Source organism: Thermotoga sp. SG1 (genome assembly GCF_002865985.1).
Classification (GTDB): Bacteria; Thermotogota; Thermotogae; order Thermotogales; family Thermotogaceae; genus Thermotoga.
Window position 1 is genome coordinate 107,441 of sequence record NZ_LNDD01000001.1, and the last position, 16,854, is coordinate 124,294.

Sequence of the window (16,854 nt, forward strand, 5' to 3'; positions counted from 1 at the left end):
TTATCCAAAGATGAGGTTCGGTATGAACAGCACGATCTGCGGGAAGAAAATAATCATCAATATCGCCACTATTGTTACGAACAGGAACGGCCAGGATGCCTGTATGTACTCTTCTATTGTTGCACCAAGGACCGAACAACCCGCGTACATTGAAGCCCCTACTGGTGGCGTCTGATTACCCATGGCGGCAGACAGAATGAACACCAGACCAAAATGAACGGGATCTATTCCTACTTGTCTTGCCACAGGAAGAAGTATCGCCGTGAGCATGAGAATTAGAGCCGTTGCATCCACGAACAATCCAGCAAACACAAGGAAGATAGCGATCATTATCATCAGAATGTTTGGGTTGGAGGATATTCCAAGAAGGAATTCCGCCAATTTCTCTGGTATCCTCTCCCAAATCATTCCATAGCCGAATATGTTCGACATCGAAAGTATGAACATTACACTTCCAATATCACCGAGGGAATTCTCCAGCGTCTCCCAATAAAGTATCTTGAGAGACATTTCTCTATGAATTGCAAACCCTACAAGCAAACCGTATAACACAGCGAACGATCCTACTTCTGATGGGGTGAAAATACCTCCTCTGAGCCCCACGATCAACAGGACGGGAAAGATAAGTGCCCAGATGCTCTTTCCCAGCGTTCTAAATATTTCACCGATTGGAGTCCGCCCTTCTCTTTCTGGTTCCAGGTTCAACCTCTTCGCAACGAACCATATGGTGATCATGTACACAACCATCAAGAGGAGACCTGGACCTATTCCCGCTGCAAAGAGCCTACCTATGGAGACCTGTCCGATCGTACCGTAGATGATGAAAGCGATACCAGGTGGTATGATCGGTGTGATAAGAGATGTCCAGACATTGACAGCCACGGCAAAACCTCTTGGATATCCACGTCTTAACATTTCAGGTCCGAGCATCCTTGTTTCCATAGCCGCATCCGCTATACTCGATCCAGAAACTCCTCCCATCAATGTGGAAAGAACAGCCGAAACCTGACCGAGTCCTCCTCTCATATGACCAACGAGCGTGGAGGCGAAATCCAAAAGTCTTTTCGTCACACCTGCAGAATTCATCACATTCCCAGCCACTATGAACATGGGAATCGCAAGGAGCGTAAAATTCACCGTTTGAGACAACAATCTCTGAATCGGGATTGTGATGGGAAGTTCTGGATGTTGCAAGAACCAAAGAAAACCGGAGATTCCTATAGCAAAGGCAACGGGCATGCCTAAGATGAGAAAAACTGCGAAGGCGATGAGCACTATGATCATCTCATTTTTCCTCCTTCTTATTGCCCTTGAATTCTTCTATCAATTTCAAAACAGTGGTTCTGAAGAGAAGGAGTGCGCCAACCGGAACACTCAGAGTAACCCACGTATAACTGAAATTCGGTATTCCCACAAAGGTTCTGTACCTTGTTTTATAGGAAAGATAAAAGCCCCACACGATTAGATAGACAACGAAGGCAAGGATGATGAAGTAGTTCACTATTCTGATGATCTTTTGGGTTCTCTCGGAGAACTTCCTCACAAGGATGTCTACTGACATCATCTTGTTTTCCCGCCAGGCAACATCAACAGCAAAGAAACACGCCCACGCAAATAGAAAACTGCTGACATCGACAGCCCAATTTATTGGATGTTTGAGAAATCTCGCTACTCCAGAAGCAAAGACAAGAACAATCATCGCCATGAGGAGGATCTTAGCGGAGTGTTTTTCGAACTTCAAAAGGATTTGGTCCAGTTTTTTCACGTCTCTCACCTCTGACAGATAGGATGAAAGCCCGCCCCCGAAGGGGCCGGGCTGATGGTCACTCTCCCTTTACTTCTTTCATCAACTGATTGAGGGCGTTTTCAAGCCCGAGGTTCTTGTAAGCCTGTTTTGCTCTTTCTATGAAGGCTTCTTTGTCGATTTCAGATGCCGGTATCACCGTCATTCCCTTTTCGATACATTTCTGTTTGAAGTCTTCTTCGAGCTCTTTCATGATCTTGAGAGAGACTTCTATACCTGCTTTGTCCATTTCTTCCTCAACTATCTTCTGATACTCAGGTGGCAAACTGTTGAACCAGTCTGCGCTGACGATCTCGAAGTTGATGAGGAGGAAGTGTCCTGTCTCAGACATGTACTTCAAAACTTCGTACAGACCACCGTTGTAGACGTTCGCGTAGGTGAGTTCCACCCCATCGACTGTTTTCGTTTGGACTGCCGTGTAGATTTCTCCAAAGTTGATGGCAACCGGCACTGCTCCTAGGGCCCTTATGGACTCCTGCCACGCTGGAGCACCCGGTGTTCTGATTCTGAGTCCCTGGAGATCTTCAGGGTTTCTGATGGGTTTGTTCGTTACGAAGTGTCTGTAACCCTGCACCCAGTAGAAGGAGAGAACTTTTATGTTGAATCTCTGCTCAAGCTCTTTCAACCACTTCTGCATCGTTGGAGACTGTTTGATCTTCTTCAGTATCTCGATGGCTTCTTCAGGTGTTTTTGCCCCCATGAAATCGATGAAGTAGGCAAGGTTCATGACACCGATGTCTTTCACATACATTCCAAGCCTTGCGGAGTCGGTGTTCCATCCCACAGGTGCTCCCATTCTGATCTGCTCGATGATGTCTTCTTCCACACCAAGCTGAGAACTCGGAAAGACTTCAATTCTGACATCACCGTTTGTTTTCTCTTCAACGGCTTTTGCCCACTTCAGAAACGCCTGATGATAGGGTTCACCTGGAGCAAGAACGTGACCGAATCTCAGAGTCCACCTGGCACCGAACACAGCAGACACGAGAAATACACCCAGAATCACCGCTAGAAGAATCTTCCTGCTCACCATCCCACACCTCCTCACATAAAAATATTTTTTTCTTATGAGGATGCACATCATATTTTGCAAAAAAATTTTATGTCACTCAAGGATGCGAAGTCAATGGTTAACATCTCTGTTACATAGTGTGATGATAGGATATCGATGGGGAGGGATCAGTATGCAGATCTTTGCTTTTCTTGGTGACAAATACCACGATCACGATCTTTTTTTGGAAACGTTGAAAAGTGTCTTGAATGAAAACATTTATGACCTTTCACCAGACGGATTCTCTGAAATCAAGAAACTTCCAGATCTTCTTGTCATAGGAAGATGGAATCTTGTAGACGATGAGAAGACTTGGTTGGGCGAAGAAGAAGTGGGACTTCTTGAAGAATACATCAAAGCAGGCGGGAAACTCTTTGTCTGGCACTCTGGACTTGCTCGTTTTCCTGAAAGTTACAACAGACTCGTCGGCGGAAGGTTCATTCACCATCCTCCACAGAAAAGAGTGAAATACTACGGTGAGGGGATTGAATTCGAGTTGATAGACGAGCACTACTTTGTGGATTTGTACTCGGATGTGAAGATATTCCTCTGGAGTGAATCAAAAAACGGTGTTTCCATCGCTGGTTGGACAAGAAGATTCCACGAAGGAAAAATTCTGGCCCTCACACCCGCCCACGGTGAGGGCCTGAGGGATGAAACTTTCAGAAACTTTTTGAGAAATACTCTTTCTTCTTTCATAGTTCAAACTTCCTGGTAGCTTTCCACTGGATAGTCGATCTCTTCAAGTTTTTTCAGAACATTGTTCAGATCTTCTGTTTCAACAACAACTTTCTTTTCTTCCACGCTCACCTCGTAATTTTTAACTCCAAGTTCGTCCAGTGCCTTTGAAATCCTCATTTTGCAGTGGTTACAGGAAATATCTGGTACGTAGAGAACGTACTTCATTACAACACCTCCTCAAAACTGAGATTCTATTTCTTTTATTATCCTTTCTTCCTCGTTGATCTCCTCCACGACTCTGTTGAGATCTTCCAGAACCTCTTCAACATCCAGCCCTTTCTTTTCACAGGCGTCCTTTAAACTTTCCATCTTCGCACAGCAGGTGTCAAAACCGTATTTTCTAAGTACCCTTTCCAGTCTTTCATGGGCTTCCATGATTTCCTTGAGAGTGGTATCCTCTCTTATCTTCTCAATCACTTTCCTCACCTCCTTTTCTGGCAGTTATCAAACGTACCACATCGCCCAGAAGGTGTTTTTCTTCCTCGATCATAAACCCTGCTTTTTTTATGTTATCAACTGTCTTTCTGAGCATGCTCGTTCCCAAAAGCGACTTTGTGAAGATGTGCATCACAAACAGCATCGCGTTAACGTACCATTTTCTACTTCTCATGTGTTCGAGAAAAACGGCTCTTCCAGAGGGTTTGAGGACTCTGTGGACCTCCTTCAAACCCTTCATGGGATCCGGCACTGTACAGAAGACGAACGTGGAAACAACGCAGTCGAACTCTCCGTCTGAAAAAGGAAGATTCTGAACGTCCGCTCTCAACAACTTCACCTTTTTTTCTGGAAACTTTTTCAATCTCTCCTGACACACCCTGAGCATTCCTTCACTGACATCTACACCCACAACGTCCACATCGTCCGGATAGTACGGAACGTTCTTTCCAGTGCCAATACCGACTTCCAATATTCTCTTCCCTTCCACTCTTTTGAAGAGTTCTTCACGAAACCGTGAGAAAAACTTTTTCTCGATAAAACCTTCGAACCTATCGTACAGTGCTGCGAATCTGTCGTATTTCTTTTCGACACTCACTCTCTCACCCTCATGGAATTGAGGGTCACGGTGATGGAACTGAACGCCATGGCGAGTTCTGCGATCACCGGATGAAGCAGTCCCATCATCGCCATTGGAATGGCTATCACGTTGTAGAAGAAGGCCCAGAACAGGTTCTGTTTTATGATTCTGAAGGTTTTTCTTGATACTTCGATGGCATCGACGACTTTCGATATACCACCTTTTGTTATGATGATGTCTGCACTGTCGATAGCGAGGTCAGTCCCTGAACCTATCGCTATTCCAACATCTGCCCCTTTCAAAGCGGCGGCGTCGTTCATACCATCTCCCACCATTGCGACTTTCTTTTCCTGAGCCTGATAGGACCTCACAAGGTCCAGTTTTTCGGAAGGCTTCACTCCTGCGTGGAACCTCTCTATACCAAGGCGTCTTGCAACCGCTCTTGCAGTCTTTTCGTTGTCTCCCGTTATCATGACAGGTTCTATTCCCATCCCCTTGAGCCTTCTCACAGCCTCGGGACTGTCTTCTCGGATCGGATCTTCTATTGCGAGGAATCCCACAACTTCACCGTTTCTCCTCACCTCAACCACGGTCTTTCCCTCTTCTAGAAGAGACTCGTACCTTGAGTAATCCAGAGGCTTTCCAACAAAATACTCTTCTCCCTTGTAAAGTGCCCTTACCCCTTCTCCTGGGATCTCTTCCACGTTTTCTATCTCAATCACATCCTGAGAGAGTTCAGAAATTGCTTTTGCAAGAGGATGGTTCGAATTTCTCTCCACGCTCGCCACGATTCTCACCAGTTCGTCGGAGAGGTTATGATTCACCACTTTCGGACTACCTTCGGTGAGTGTTCCTGTTTTGTCTGTGAGCACCACTCCTATATCCTTCGATGTCTGAATCGCCTCGGCGTTTCTTATGAGGAGACCCTTTTTGGCTGCAAGTCCCGTTCCAGTTACAAGGGCCATAGGAGTTGCAAGACCAAGAGCACATGGACACGCTATGACGATCGTTGCAACGAAGACGAAGATGGAAAAGGTCAACGGGTCACTGGTTTGTATGATCCAGGGGAAGATTTCTCTTGCCTTTTCTACAAAGGGAAGGAACCGTTCGTAATTGAAGTACCACACCAGGGCACTGGCTATCGCAAGGGCGATGATCGTGGGGACAAACCACATGGTGATTCTATCGGCGAGAGCCTGAATCGGTACCTTCGAACCCTGCGCTTCCTGAATCAATTTGATCATTTGAGACAAAAAGGTGTCTTCTCCTACTTTTGTGACTTTTATTTTGATAGGACTCGATACATTCAAAGAACCACCGATCACTTCATCGTTTTCTCTCTTCAAAACTGGTATGGATTCTCCCGTTACTACGGATTCATCGATTGAAGATTGGCCTTCCACGATCACTCCATCCACGGGTATTCTTTCGCCGGGTTTTACCAGTACGATGAACCCTTCTTTCACTGCCTCTATCGGCATCATCACTTCTCCTTCATCGGTGATGACACGGGCTTCTTTTGCTTGAAGTTTCAGAAGGGCTTTGATTTCTTTGCTGGCCCTGTCACGCAGATAAGATTCTATGAAACGTCCTGTGATGTGGAAGGCCACGATCATGGCACCAATGGCACCAAAAGACATCACAGGAAGTCCAGCACTGTCAAGAACAGCCGTTACCCAGGAAGTCACCGCACCGAAGAAGATGAGTGTATCCATGTTTGTGTGTTTATGTGTGAGGGCTATCCACGCACCTCTGATCATCCCTCTACCCACATAGAACGTAACGAACGCACCTGCGAAGACCTCTATCCAGGTGAAATATGGCACCTCAGAAACAAACATGTGGTAAATCATGAGGAGGGCAAGAGGAGCCGTAACGAGCCAGGCGAGAATCAGGTTTCTTTTCGATTCTTCGTAACGCTTTCTTTCCACGTCCTCTGGTGATTCTGTACTGACTCCATAACCTACCTCTTCCACCGCTTTCCTGATTTCCTCGAAAGATATCTCTCTTTCTGCCACGATGAAACCCGTGGAGGTTGCCAGATTCACCGCTGCGAACTTCACCCCGTCGAGTTTTCTCAGAGCTTTTTCAACGGTTCTTGCACATGTGGCACACGTCATTCCCGTTACGGTGAAGGTCTTCTTTATCTCTTCATTCTTCACAGCACGATCTTCCATTGTCCTCTGATCGGCCATCCTGCCACACCTCCCTCGCCCAGGTTTCTGCAATGCATGCTCCCATGGTGATAGCAACTTCGAGGATCTCTTTTATTTCATCCTTTGTGGCTCCCATTTCGATCGCTTTCTGATAATATCCCTGAGCACAAGGTTTGCACTTTTCCACAACCGCTATGGCCAGGGCTGTTAACACCTTGTACTTTGCAGGGATAGAACCATCAGCGAAAGCCTTATTTCTCATTCTTACAACGGCACCGCTCACTTCAGGGAATTCCTTTCTCCAGCGTTCAAATTCACTCATCCTGGATTCTCCTTTTCATCCTTTCGTACTCCTCTTCGGTGATCTCACCGCGGGCAAACCTTTCCTTCAGTATCTCAAGAGCCCTTCTGCTACTGGTTCTTCCTTCCGTTTTCTCATGTCTTTCTCCTCCAAGCCACCTGAAGAGAAAGGCGAAGAGAACCACCAGAATAACTGCCCAGAAAATCATCATGATAACTCCTCCTCCCCAGTTCCAGGGCCAGAAGCCCCAGCTCCAAAAGCAAAAAGGACACATTGTTGACTCCTCCTTTCAAATTATGCTATACTAATTGTAGCACATTATGAGAGCCTAATTCAAGTCGAAATTTTCCAGCAAGGAGGTGGATTTTATGAAAGTGAAGGATCCCGTCTGTGGAATGAAGATCGAAAGGGAAGAGGCAGCAGAAAAGATCGAGTACATGGGGAAAGAGTACTACTTCTGTTCTCACGAGTGTGCTGAAAAGTTTAAAGACAATCCAGAACAGTATGCACACCAGGAAAAGTCACATGGTCACGGATGTTGTCATTGAAAGATTAAAAAAAGGCGCCGTTCGGCGCCTTTTATTCGTTCAGGATATTTTCTATCTCTTTCATCACATCTTCTGTGAGTTTCTCTTTTATCTCTACTGCCTTCAAATTCTCTTCCAACTGCTCTGGTTTACTCACTCCAAGAATCACACTGCTCACGTTTTTGTTCTTAAGGATCCACGCGATAGCGAGTTGCGGAAGGCTGGCGCCAAGTTGATCTGCTATCTTTTGAAGTTTTCTGAGTTTTTCAAATGTCTTCTCGTTGAGAAGCCCACCTTCTTCCAGCCACTTTCTCACCTGCGGGAACGTGGCAAGTCTCGATCCTTCCGGGATACCGTTGTTGTACTTTCCAGAAAGAAGCCCTGAAGCGAGAGGAGAGTAAGTGGTGAGACCCATGCCGTACTTTTCATAGAGAGGGGCGTACTCTTTTTCCACACGCTCTCTCACAAACATGTTGTACTGTGGTTGTTCCACGATGGGTGGCATGACACCCAGTTCTTTACAGACTCTGTGAGCTTCCTCTATCTCCCTTGCACTCCACTCAGATGTTCCCCAATAGAGCGCAAGACCTTCTTTCAAGATGTAATCCATGGCAAAGACGACTTCTTCCATGGGAACGTTCGGATCAGGTCTGTGACAATACAGTATGTCAACATAGTCCATCTGGAGTCTCTTCAAAGAATTCCACGTTCCCTCAAGAAGATGTTTCTTCGACAGTCCCAAGTCGTTTGGCCCACTTCCTCCCCAGAAGATCTTCGTGGAGACGACAAGATCTTCCCTTCTGAAATTCTTGAGAATCTTTCCAAGCATAGCTTCTGCTATCCCGCCTGCGTATGCCTCTGCCGTGTCGAAGAAGTTTATTCCACTGTTGAAGGCCTTTTTCACCACTTCAGTGGCCGTATCAAGATCTAGCTGTTTTCCAAAAGTGAGCCACGATCCGAGTGAAAGTTCGCTTATCTTTATACCCCATTTTCCGACTTTCCTATACTCCATACAAAACACCTCCTCACAACAAACTGGAAACAGACACTCTGCTTCCCTGAGATCTCACACATGCTTCTATGAAGGCAAGATCCTTCAGTGCTTCTAGAGGATCCCCCAGATCGTTCTTCTTTTCTCCTGTAATCACACGGTAGAAATCTTCAAATTCTTTTTGATAGCTGTCTTCATGATGAACTTCTATCTCTTTTCCGTTAAGAACTATCTTGTCCCAGAATATCTCCATCCTTCCCTTCGTTCCAGCGATCTCGAATCTATCGTTGCCTTTCAGAGAGTAAGAAACTGTGTAGTTCCCAACCACACCATTTTCGAACTCAAAAATCGACGAAAGAAAGTCCATACCGCCGAGAAGAGGAGAAAGATCCTTTACGATAGCAGAAACCCATTCTACCTCACCCAGGATCAATCTCATCGCCGCAACATGGTGTACTCCACCGTCCGAGAGAAATCCTCCAACGTGTTTTGGATTCCTTCTCCAGTCGGTATGAACGTATTCGTTACTTTCGTCCATACCCACCCAGATCTGCCAATTCATGTAGACCGGCTCTCCCACTTTTCCCTCTTCGATCAACTCTTTTGCTTTCCAGAAAGCAGGAACATGTCTGAAGCTCTCTGCGATATACACAGTTTTATCTGAATTTCCGGCCAGTCTAACAACCCTTTTTCCCGTCTCTACATCGATAGAAATGGGTTTCTCACAGATCACATGAACACCCCTTTGGAGAGCTTTTTCAATGAAAGGAAGATTCAACTCCACGGGAAGTGTGAGATCAACGGCATCGACAAGACCAGAGTCCAGAAGGTCCTCGTAGTTTTCGAAGACTCTGGGATTTCCCACCATTTCTGCAAACTCTTCTGCGTGTTCTTTCGTTCTGCTGGTGACTGCTGTGATTTCAAAAAGGTGAGAAAGCTTCTTCAGAGCAGGAAGATGAAGCGTTCTGGCGGCGATTCCACACCCCACGATACCGAGCCGTACCTTTTCCACAACCATCACCTTCTATCCTCTGATATTTTACCACATTATAATTTGAAAACGTTTCCATTTCAAGGTTCAACGAAAAGATCTATCCATGGTTTTTCAAATGAAAAGACGGTGTAAAAGATAACAGAAAGGACAAACAGAACCGTAACGACGAATCTGAAAGCCGTTCCCGTAGAATACCTCTCCAGTTCTCTTTCGAAGACAACCGCCATGATGGCAGACAGGAAAGTCACAGTGAACGCCCATGCAAGATCAACAGCGAGAGATTCGATGTGTCCAAAGAAAGCAGGGAGCATGTACCAGATCAACACGATGAACCAGGGAAGAAGCGTTGTGGAGAAGATCCGGGGATACCAGAACCTGAACTTCTTTTTCTTCGAGATGAAATATTCGACGATGTTCGTGAAAAGATACGCCCAGAAACCGATTTTCAGATGCTCGAAAACAGATTCATCAACACCACAGAAGGGTCTCAGAAATTCCCATCCGGAAAGTTCGTAACCAAAGTGAAGTACCGCATAGATACCAAGGAAAATCAGAGCCTTCCAGATCATTCTCTCTCCTCCCCAGGAAAAGTTAGTACAATTCTAACAAAAAAAAGGGCGGTAACCCGCCCTCAAAGATATACCGTTGAACTTGTCTTTATTCCTTTAAAAGAATCAAAACGTCACGTGGTCCCAGATCTGCCTTCTCTTCGTATATAGTACCCGTTATCATATCTTTGAATCTTCCCTCCGGAAGATCCACGATCCTTCTTTCACTGGAATGGTTGAAAAGAAAGTAGAACGTTTTTTCATCCTTGATCTTCTTCACCACTTCCACATCATCTGCTGGTGTGATGTCTGCCTTCAAACCATGCTCTTTCTCTATGAACTTCACGAGGTCCCATACGAGGTCGAAAGACACGGAAGAACCAACGTAGTAAACCCATCCTTTGCCATATTTGTTTCTCAAAACGGCAGGCTCACTCGCGTAGTAATCCTTCCTGAACCTTCCAAGAACCTCTGCCGTGGTGGCCTTTATGTAATCAAAAACAAGATTACATTCATAGGACCTACCAAACATCAAGATTTCGTTCTTTTCCTCTGGTGGTAAAGCATCTATCTCCTCCACATAGCCCCCCACAAGATCGTGAAGATAGCCTGGGTATCCACCAAGAACAATTTGGTCGTTCTCATCAACGATTCCACTCATGGTTGTAAGAACCAGAATGCCACCGCTTGAAACGTAATCTTTCAATTTCTGAGCAAGTTTTTTGTCAACCATGTAAAGTGCAGGTGCGACGATCAATCTGTATCTTTCAAAAGCTTGGTCCCTTCCCACAACATCTGCGCCAAGACCAGTCTTCATCAGTGCTTTGAAATATTTTTGCACCTCGCTTAAATATCTGAAATCTACATTCGGTGTGAGGGTGTCTTCCATCGCCCACCAACTTTCCCAGTCGAAAAGAAGAGCAGTCTGTGAGACAACCCGTGTATCAAGAAGATTCGATAGGGATTTTATTTCTTCTCCCAATTTCTTCACTTCCCGAAACACCCTCGTTTCAGTACTGTCAACGTGCGTGATGACGGCCCCGTGGAACTTCTCCACACCACCCTTCGACTGTCTCAACTGAAAGAACATGAGGGTCTCTGCTCCGTGAGCGAGGGCATGATAACTCCAAAACCTCATCTCCCCAGGTCTTTTCTGAGGATTGTACCATCTCCAGCACGCCTGAGAAGGGGACTGTTCCATCAGAACAAAGGGCTGACCTTCTTTCAACCCGCGTATCAGTGAATGTCTCAACGAGATCACAGAGAAATCTTCTCTGTATCCGGGGTAGTTGTCCCATGCCACAACGTCCATGTGTTTTGCCCATTCGAAGTAGTTCCACTCCTTGAACGTTGCTGCGATCAAATTCGTCGTGACTGGAATGTCTGGAGTGTGTTTCTTTATGGCTTGATATTCCTCAAGGAAGCACTCGAGCATGCTCTGAGTCATGAACCGTCTATAATCAAGATACAGCTCCGGTAGGACAGATTGGTATCGATCTTTTCTCCAGAAAAGGACGCTTTTTGTTGTCGGAACGGGAATTTCTTCCCAGCTTGTGAACGTCTGTGACCAGAATCTTGTGTACCACCTTCGATTCAGTTCATCGAGGGTACCGTACTTTTCCTTCAGCCAGTTCTGGAACTTTGCTTTGCACGTGTCGCAGTAACAGTAGTTCAGATATTCATTGTTCACATGCCACAAAACAAGCGCGGGATGATCCTTGAAGTGCTCTGCCAGTTTCTCTGCGATGTTTCTTGCGAAATATCTGTACTTTTCACTGTTGGGACAGAAGTTCTGTCTGCCGCCCTTTTCTCTTTTCACACCGTTCACATCCGTGAGGAGTATCTCCGGGTACTTCTGCGTCATCCAATGTGGAGGAGCAGACGTCGGTGTCGCAAGACAGACGTAGATTCCTTCTTGGTACAGTCGATCCATCACCTTTTCGAAAAACGAAAAATCGTAGGTGTTCTCATCCGGTTGCACCAGAGTCCACGAAAAGACACCCAGTGTTACCACATTGATCCCTGCTTCTTTGAACATCTCGATGTCTCTTTCAAAGGTTTTCTCATCCCACTGCTCTGGATAGTAGTCCCCACCGTACCAGATCACGGGAAGTTTCGGATTGATCACTCAGTGTTCACCTCCTAAAAACCCCGGCGAGCGCCGGGGTGAGTCGTCATTTCTGTTCTATGTAGAACTGTATCGGCATGGCGTTCCACGGACTGAAGAACGGAGTTGCGGTCACCAGTTCTTCGGGTACGTTTTTGAAGTTGTTCTTCACAATTGCAGGTGAAGTGTCTTCTCCGACCGTCCCTATCATCCAGAGGTTTTCTCTGTGGATCTTCGTCACTTCTTTCATGAGTTCTTTTATCTTCTCTGGATCGGGGGTATTCTGAATCTCTTTCCAGAGGTCGAGTAGTCTTTCGAGTGGCTCTCTTATTCCCTCAGGTGGCACGATTGCATCCTCCTGCTGGAGATACTCTTTTAGAGATTCTTCTCCTTCAAGGTAAGAGCCAGCCCATTCAGCCCAGCCGATGTACCAGGCAGCCGCGTACTCTGTGCTTCCGGGGATGATCCACAGGGGATCCACAAGAGGCTGACTCGCTCTGTCCATCACCCACGCCTGGGCATCGAACTCGTGGGCACTAAGCCTCGAATCGTAGAGGGACCTTTCGAGGTTTTCTATCTCGACCCACACACCGATCTGTTTCCAGTACTCCTTCACCATCGTCCAGACATCAACGTGTGTCTGACCTGTTACCTGTATCGTGAACCTCAGAGGTCTTCCATCTGGAAGGAGTCTGTATTCGTGTTTCTCGCCCCACTTCAGTCCCATCTCATCGAGCAATTTGTTCGCCCTGTCTGGATCGTACTCTGCGTAGGCTTTTTCCCACTCAGGATCGTAGTATGGAGATCCACTCACGAAGGATGCCTGTCTTGGTTCTGCAAGGCCGTTGAAGAGTATCTCGTTGATCTCTTCTCTGTTGATGGCAAGTGAGAGAGCCTGTCTGAATCTCACATCTCTGAAGACTTCACCCAGAACAGGATCTGGCGGATCAGAAATGTTCAGCATCACCATGCTCACAGATCCGTTGTCAGTTTTCCACCGCAGTACTTTGTATCCACCAGTTTTTGCGTTCTCAAGAAGGAGTGGCAGAACACCCGGACCAGGTCCCAGAAGACCTATGTGTCTCCACTGCATGTCGATCTCTCCAGATATCGCTTTCAACATTATGACTTCGCTGCTCTGAACGTACTCATGTCTGATCCTGTCGATATAAGGCAATTGATTCCCTTCGATGTCAACCGCCCAGAAGTACGGGTTCCTCTCGAGGATGTAGAACTGATCGGTGGGATCCGTCACTGGTTTCCACGGTGTCAAAACGGGAAGATCGAGACTTTCGAGGAAATCACTCTTGTCGTTGAAGAGATCAACCCATGTGTTGTGTACACCAGGTACCATCTTCTTTTCTATCTCCTCCATCGGTGTGTACTTCGGGTGGAACTGCTTCAAGAAGTGCTTCGGAGCACCCGTGAATCCTCTGTTGGCCACCTGAAGTAAGAACAGAGCGTAAGGCTGCTTGAATATGAACTTCACCGTGTAGGGATCAGGTGCTTCAACCCTATCGAGGAGTCTGTACCAGGCGGGCTTTGCAGGGGTGAGGTCATCGTTTCCTAGGATGTCTTCTATCCAGAACAGAATGTCTTCCGAAGTATAAGGATGTCCATCTGACCACTTCGTTCCCTCTCTCAGATGAAAGACGTAGATCTTTCCGCCCTCGAGAATGTCCCATCCTTTTGCAAGTCCCGGAACGAATTTTTCTCCGTTCTTATCCCAGAACACAAGGCTTGCCTGGTTGATCCTGGGAATCCCCCATCTGTCGGAAGGTCCTTTCCAGACCCTTCTCCATGTACCACCGTACTGCCCCACACTCTCTTCAGGAACCACAACGAGCGGCTCTTTTGGAAGTCTTTCTTCGATGGGTGGAAGTTTTCCCTGTTTTACAAGTTCTACAAGCATGGGTGCTTCGTGGAATTTCTCGATCTTCTTTCCTGTGGCTTTGTAGTAGTCTTCGGGCGTTGCGTAGACACTCCAGGAAAGTCCTACCGCAACAAGCAACGAGATCATCAAAAAAGTGAAGACCCTTCTCATACAACCACACCCCCTTTGACGAATGAGAGATCGTTTCTTTTTTTCTACCAAACAATTTTCCCGGCTATTATATTACCACCATTCCTATCAGAAAAACAAACACAGAAAAAGTCAATTTCCCCGGTTTATTCACCATTATCATAGATTATCGTCGTTTATCATTCGATCTTTAATTTGAAACAGTATTTCCTGATTTGAAAACTTCATCTTTGTATGAAAACATTTTCATGATAATCTTGATTAAAAATCAACATCGCTCGAGGAGGGATAACATGCGTTTTATGGAGGGACTCTGGAGGTTGAGGGAAGGGGTTCAGGTGTTCAGTGCGAAGCAGATATATGAATACTTCCATGATGAAAAAAACTTGTTCTTCACGTACCGTTCCAGAGAGTGGTGAGTCGCGGACAAACCCTTCAGGGTCCGGTTTTTGAGATCGAACTTTCCTCGCCGTTTGAAAACGTGATAAGGGTACAGTTCAAACACTTCAAAGGAGTTCAGGAAAGGCTTCCTCACTTTGAAACGTATCAGAATGAAAGTTTTGTTCCAGAGGTCACTGAAACAAACAGCACTCTGATTTTCTCCTCAGGAAAAACAAAAGCCGTTATAAATAAAGATCCCTTCAGTATCAAATTCTTTTATGAAGATCGATTCCTCACAGGATCGAGTCCCGGGTACGCAATTGCGCCGGAGGGAAGGTTCTGTTTTGAAAGACTCCATCTGAGTGTTGGAGAGTGCGTGTACGGCCTTGGGGAAAGGTTCTCTCCGTTTGTGAAAAACGGACAGAGGGTCATTATGTGGAACGAAGATGCAGGGACGATCTCCGATATGACGTACAAGAACATCCCCTTTTACGTGAGTAACAGAAAGTACGGGGTTTTCGTGAACGATCCTGGAAAGGTGGATTTCGAGATAGCAACAGAACATGTGGAAAAGGTTCAGTTCAGTGTGAAAGGAGAAACGCTGGATTACTTCGTCATTGCGGGAGAAAATCTGAGAGAAGTTCTGGAACGTTACACACTCCTCACGGGAAGACCAGAACTTCCACCTGCCTGGAGTTTTGGACTCTGGCTTACGACGTCCTTCACCACACAGTACGATGAAAAAACGGTGATGGAGTTTGTGGAAGGAATGAAAGAGAGGGATATCCCTCTTAGTGTTTTTCACTTCGACTGTTTCTGGATGAAAGAGTTTCACTGGGTTGATTTCGAATGGAACAGAGAAAATTTTCCTGATCCGGAAGGTCTACTGAGGCGACTGAAAGAAAAGGGATTGAAGATCTGTGTCTGGATAAACCCATATGTTTCTCAGTTCTCCAGTCTCTTTGATGAAGGGAAGGAGAAAGGATACTTTTTGATGAAACCGAACGGAGACGTCTGGCAGACAGACGATTGGCAACCTGGAATGGCTATCGTTGATTTCACCAATCCAGAGGCGAGGAAGTGGTTCTCCTCAAAACTGGAAAAACTGATAGATATGGGAGTTGACTGTTTCAAAACGGACTTTGGAGAGAGAATTCCCACAGATGTGATCTATTACGATGAATCCGATCCAGAGAAGATGCATAACTACTACACCTACCTGTACAACAAAACGGTCTTTGAAACCATTGAGAGAAAATTCGGAAAGAGAAATGCCGTTGTTTTCGCGAGGTCTGCAACAGCAGGAAGTCAAAAATTCCCCGTTCACTGGGGAGGAGATTGTCTTGCCTCCTACGAGTCGATGGCAGAGACCCTGAGAGGGGGACTTTCTCTCTCGCTGTGTGGTTTTGGCTTCTGGAGTCACGATATAGGAGGTTTTGAAGACATCACAACTCCTGATCTTTACAAAAGGTGGGTTGCTTTTGAGCTTCTTTCTTCACACAGCAGGCTTCACGGTAACTCGATGTACAAAGTTCCCTGGAACTTCGACGAAGAGGCAGTAGAGGTTCTCAGATTTTTCACGAAATTGAAATGCCAACTGATGCCGTACATCTTCTCCTGTGCAGTTGAAGCACACAAGAAAGGAATACCCGTCATGAGGCCCATGATTCTGGAGTTTCCAGACGATCCCACCTGCTCTTATCTGGACAGACAGTATATGCTCGGAGAATCGCTCCTTGTTGCACCGATCTTCAGTGAAACTGGAGAAGTGACTTATTATCTTCCAGATGGTGTCTGGACACATCTTCTCACGGGAGAAAAGGTAGAAGGAGGACGATGGAGAACGGAAAAGTACGACTATTTCGGACTTCCTCTCTTTGTGAGACCGAACACCGTTCTTCCCACGGGAAACACAGACAGCAGGCCAGACTACGACTACGCAGACGGTGTAACGTTGAACGTTTTTGAAATCTCCGAGAAGACAGTGAACGTCTACAACACCTCAGGTGAGGTGGAACTGTCTGTGAGAGTGGAAAGAAAGGAAAACGAAATACACGTTGAAGTCTTGAAGGACTCCGGAAAACCCTGGAAGCTGTTTTTCTGGAATGAAAAGATTGAAAACACTGAAGGAGCAGAAATAGAAGAGACAGAGAAAGGAACATCAGTAACTCTCAGATCTCAGAGAGCCATCTTGAAAACAAAATGAGGGCGCCAT

General features: G+C 46.1%; 18 protein-coding genes. 4 read left to right on the plus strand and 14 right to left on the minus strand.

Going from position 1 to position 16,854, the window contains the following annotated elements:
• The 3 genes from AS006_RS00545 to AS006_RS00555 are packed head-to-tail and all read right to left on the minus strand — an operon-like array spanning window position 1 to window position 2,837.
• Entirely contained in the window at window positions 1–1,284 is a 1,284-nt protein-coding gene (locus AS006_RS00545; protein ID WP_101512441.1) for a TRAP transporter large permease subunit, read from the minus strand.
• A 1-nt stretch (window position 1,285) separates the two neighbouring features.
• Window positions 1,286–1,765: a TRAP transporter small permease gene (locus AS006_RS00550; RefSeq protein ID WP_101512442.1), complete on the minus strand. Its 480-nt coding sequence runs from the start codon at window positions 1,763–1,765 to the stop codon at window positions 1,286–1,288.
• Between the two features lie 58 nt (window positions 1,766–1,823).
• The gene (locus AS006_RS00555) at window positions 1,824–2,837 is read right to left on the minus strand and encodes a C4-dicarboxylate TRAP transporter substrate-binding protein (protein WP_369819739.1); all 1,014 of its coding nucleotides are present in this window, start codon (window positions 2,835–2,837) and stop codon (window positions 1,824–1,826) included.
• Window positions 2,838–2,988: 151 nt separating this feature from the next.
• Here AS006_RS00555 and AS006_RS00560 point away from each other — a divergent pair, with 151 nt between their 5' ends.
• Entirely contained in the window at window positions 2,989–3,573 is a 585-nt protein-coding gene (locus AS006_RS00560; protein ID WP_101512443.1) for a ThuA domain-containing protein, read from the plus strand.
• On the opposite strand, the gene AS006_RS00565 is transcribed toward AS006_RS00560, so the two are convergent.
• Genes AS006_RS00565 through AS006_RS00590 form a run of 6 tightly spaced genes read right to left on the minus strand, consistent with a single transcriptional unit; the run spans window position 3,558 to window position 7,342 of the window.
• Window positions 3,558–3,761: a heavy-metal-associated domain-containing protein gene (locus AS006_RS00565; protein WP_101512444.1), complete on the minus strand. Its 204-nt coding sequence runs from the start codon at window positions 3,759–3,761 to the stop codon at window positions 3,558–3,560. The genes AS006_RS00560 and AS006_RS00565 overlap by 16 nt on opposite strands.
• Window positions 3,762–3,773: 12 nt before the next feature.
• Window positions 3,774–4,013 (minus strand): DUF542 domain-containing protein, encoded by a 240-nt coding sequence (locus AS006_RS00570; protein WP_233185568.1) that lies wholly within the window; start codon window positions 4,011–4,013, stop codon window positions 3,774–3,776.
• The gene (locus AS006_RS00575) at window positions 4,006–4,629 is read right to left on the minus strand and encodes a class I SAM-dependent methyltransferase (protein ID WP_101512446.1); all 624 of its coding nucleotides are present in this window, start codon (window positions 4,627–4,629) and stop codon (window positions 4,006–4,008) included. Before AS006_RS00575 ends, AS006_RS00570 begins: the two co-directional genes overlap by 8 nt.
• Entirely contained in the window at window positions 4,626–6,806 is a 2,181-nt protein-coding gene (locus AS006_RS00580; protein WP_101512447.1) for a cation-translocating P-type ATPase, read from the minus strand. The genes AS006_RS00575 and AS006_RS00580 overlap by 4 nt, the downstream gene beginning before the upstream one ends.
• Window positions 6,763–7,089, minus strand: a complete 327-nt coding sequence (locus AS006_RS00585) for a carboxymuconolactone decarboxylase family protein (protein ID WP_101512448.1) — start codon at window positions 7,087–7,089, stop codon at window positions 6,763–6,765. The genes AS006_RS00580 and AS006_RS00585 overlap by 44 nt, the downstream gene beginning before the upstream one ends.
• Window positions 7,082–7,342 carry a PLB family transporter gene (locus tag AS006_RS00590; protein WP_101512449.1) on the minus strand — a complete coding sequence of 87 codons (261 nt, stop codon included), beginning with the start codon at window positions 7,340–7,342 and terminating at the stop codon, window positions 7,082–7,084. Before AS006_RS00590 ends, AS006_RS00585 begins: the two co-directional genes overlap by 8 nt.
• Window positions 7,343–7,436: 94 nt before the next feature.
• Between AS006_RS00590 and AS006_RS00595 the strand changes: the two genes are divergently transcribed.
• Window positions 7,437–7,616 carry a YHS domain-containing protein gene (locus AS006_RS00595; protein ID WP_101512450.1) on the plus strand — a complete coding sequence of 60 codons (180 nt, stop codon included), beginning with the start codon at window positions 7,437–7,439 and terminating at the stop codon, window positions 7,614–7,616.
• Window positions 7,617–7,647: 31 nt separating this feature from the next.
• Here AS006_RS00595 and AS006_RS00600 read toward each other — a convergent pair whose 3' ends face one another.
• The 5 genes from AS006_RS00600 to AS006_RS00620 form a co-directional block, all read right to left on the minus strand.
• On the minus strand, window positions 7,648–8,607 hold the full coding sequence (locus AS006_RS00600; protein WP_101512451.1) for an aldo/keto reductase: 960 nt from the start codon (window positions 8,605–8,607) through the stop codon (window positions 7,648–7,650).
• 13 nt (window positions 8,608–8,620) lie between these two features.
• The gene (locus AS006_RS00605; RefSeq protein WP_199167291.1) at window positions 8,621–9,598 is read right to left on the minus strand and encodes a Gfo/Idh/MocA family protein; all 978 of its coding nucleotides are present in this window, start codon (window positions 9,596–9,598) and stop codon (window positions 8,621–8,623) included.
• A 59-nt stretch (window positions 9,599–9,657) separates the two neighbouring features.
• Entirely contained in the window at window positions 9,658–10,149 is a 492-nt protein-coding gene (locus AS006_RS00610) for a DUF6512 family protein (RefSeq protein WP_101512453.1), read from the minus strand.
• Between the two features lie 88 nt (window positions 10,150–10,237).
• A complete protein-coding gene (locus AS006_RS00615) occupies window positions 10,238–12,256 on the minus strand; it encodes a beta-galactosidase (protein WP_101512454.1) in 2,019 nt (672 codons plus the stop codon).
• A 46-nt stretch (window positions 12,257–12,302) separates the two neighbouring features.
• Window positions 12,303–14,279 carry an ABC transporter substrate-binding protein gene (locus tag AS006_RS00620; RefSeq protein ID WP_101512455.1) on the minus strand — a complete coding sequence of 659 codons (1,977 nt, stop codon included), beginning with the start codon at window positions 14,277–14,279 and terminating at the stop codon, window positions 12,303–12,305.
• Between the two features lie 272 nt (window positions 14,280–14,551).
• Between AS006_RS00620 and AS006_RS09690 the strand changes: the two genes are divergently transcribed.
• Window positions 14,552–14,677 (plus strand): hypothetical protein, encoded by a 126-nt coding sequence (locus AS006_RS09690; protein ID WP_255408695.1) that lies wholly within the window; start codon window positions 14,552–14,554, stop codon window positions 14,675–14,677.
• On the plus strand, window positions 14,674–16,845 hold the full coding sequence (gene yicI, locus AS006_RS00625) for an alpha-xylosidase (RefSeq protein WP_233185569.1): 2,172 nt from the start codon (window positions 14,674–14,676) through the stop codon (window positions 16,843–16,845). Before AS006_RS09690 ends, yicI begins: the two co-directional genes overlap by 4 nt.
• Window positions 16,846–16,854: the final 9 nt, after the last annotated feature.

What these genes read in the sequence shown, in the direction of transcription:
- AS006_RS00545 (WP_101512441.1), bottom strand. Translation starts at nt 1,284, where the DNA reads ATGATCATAGTGCTCATCGCCTTCGCAGTTTTTCTCATCTTAGGCATG.
- AS006_RS00555 (WP_369819739.1), bottom strand. Translation starts at nt 2,837, where the DNA reads ATGGTGAGCAGGAAGATTCTTCTAGCGGTGATTCTGGGTGTATTTCTC.
- AS006_RS00560 (WP_101512443.1), top strand. Translation starts at nt 2,989, where the DNA reads ATGCAGATCTTTGCTTTTCTTGGTGACAAATACCACGATCACGATCTT.
- AS006_RS00565 (WP_101512444.1), bottom strand. Translation starts at nt 3,761, where the DNA reads ATGAAGTACGTTCTCTACGTACCAGATATTTCCTGTAACCACTGCAAA.
- AS006_RS00580 (WP_101512447.1), bottom strand. Translation starts at nt 6,806, where the DNA reads ATGGCCGATCAGAGGACAATGGAAGATCGTGCTGTGAAGAATGAAGAG.
- AS006_RS00585 (WP_101512448.1), bottom strand. Translation starts at nt 7,089, where the DNA reads ATGAGTGAATTTGAACGCTGGAGAAAGGAATTCCCTGAAGTGAGCGGT.
- AS006_RS00590 (WP_101512449.1), bottom strand. Translation starts at nt 7,342, where the DNA reads ATGTGTCCTTTTTGCTTTTGGAGCTGGGGCTTCTGGCCCTGGAACTGG.
- AS006_RS00595 (WP_101512450.1), top strand. Translation starts at nt 7,437, where the DNA reads ATGAAAGTGAAGGATCCCGTCTGTGGAATGAAGATCGAAAGGGAAGAG.
- AS006_RS00600 (WP_101512451.1), bottom strand. Translation starts at nt 8,607, where the DNA reads ATGGAGTATAGGAAAGTCGGAAAATGGGGTATAAAGATAAGCGAACTT.
- AS006_RS00610 (WP_101512453.1), bottom strand. Translation starts at nt 10,149, where the DNA reads ATGATCTGGAAGGCTCTGATTTTCCTTGGTATCTATGCGGTACTTCAC.
- AS006_RS00620 (WP_101512455.1), bottom strand. Translation starts at nt 14,279, where the DNA reads ATGAGAAGGGTCTTCACTTTTTTGATGATCTCGTTGCTTGTTGCGGTA.
- AS006_RS09690 (WP_255408695.1), top strand. Translation starts at nt 14,552, where the DNA reads ATGCGTTTTATGGAGGGACTCTGGAGGTTGAGGGAAGGGGTTCAGGTG.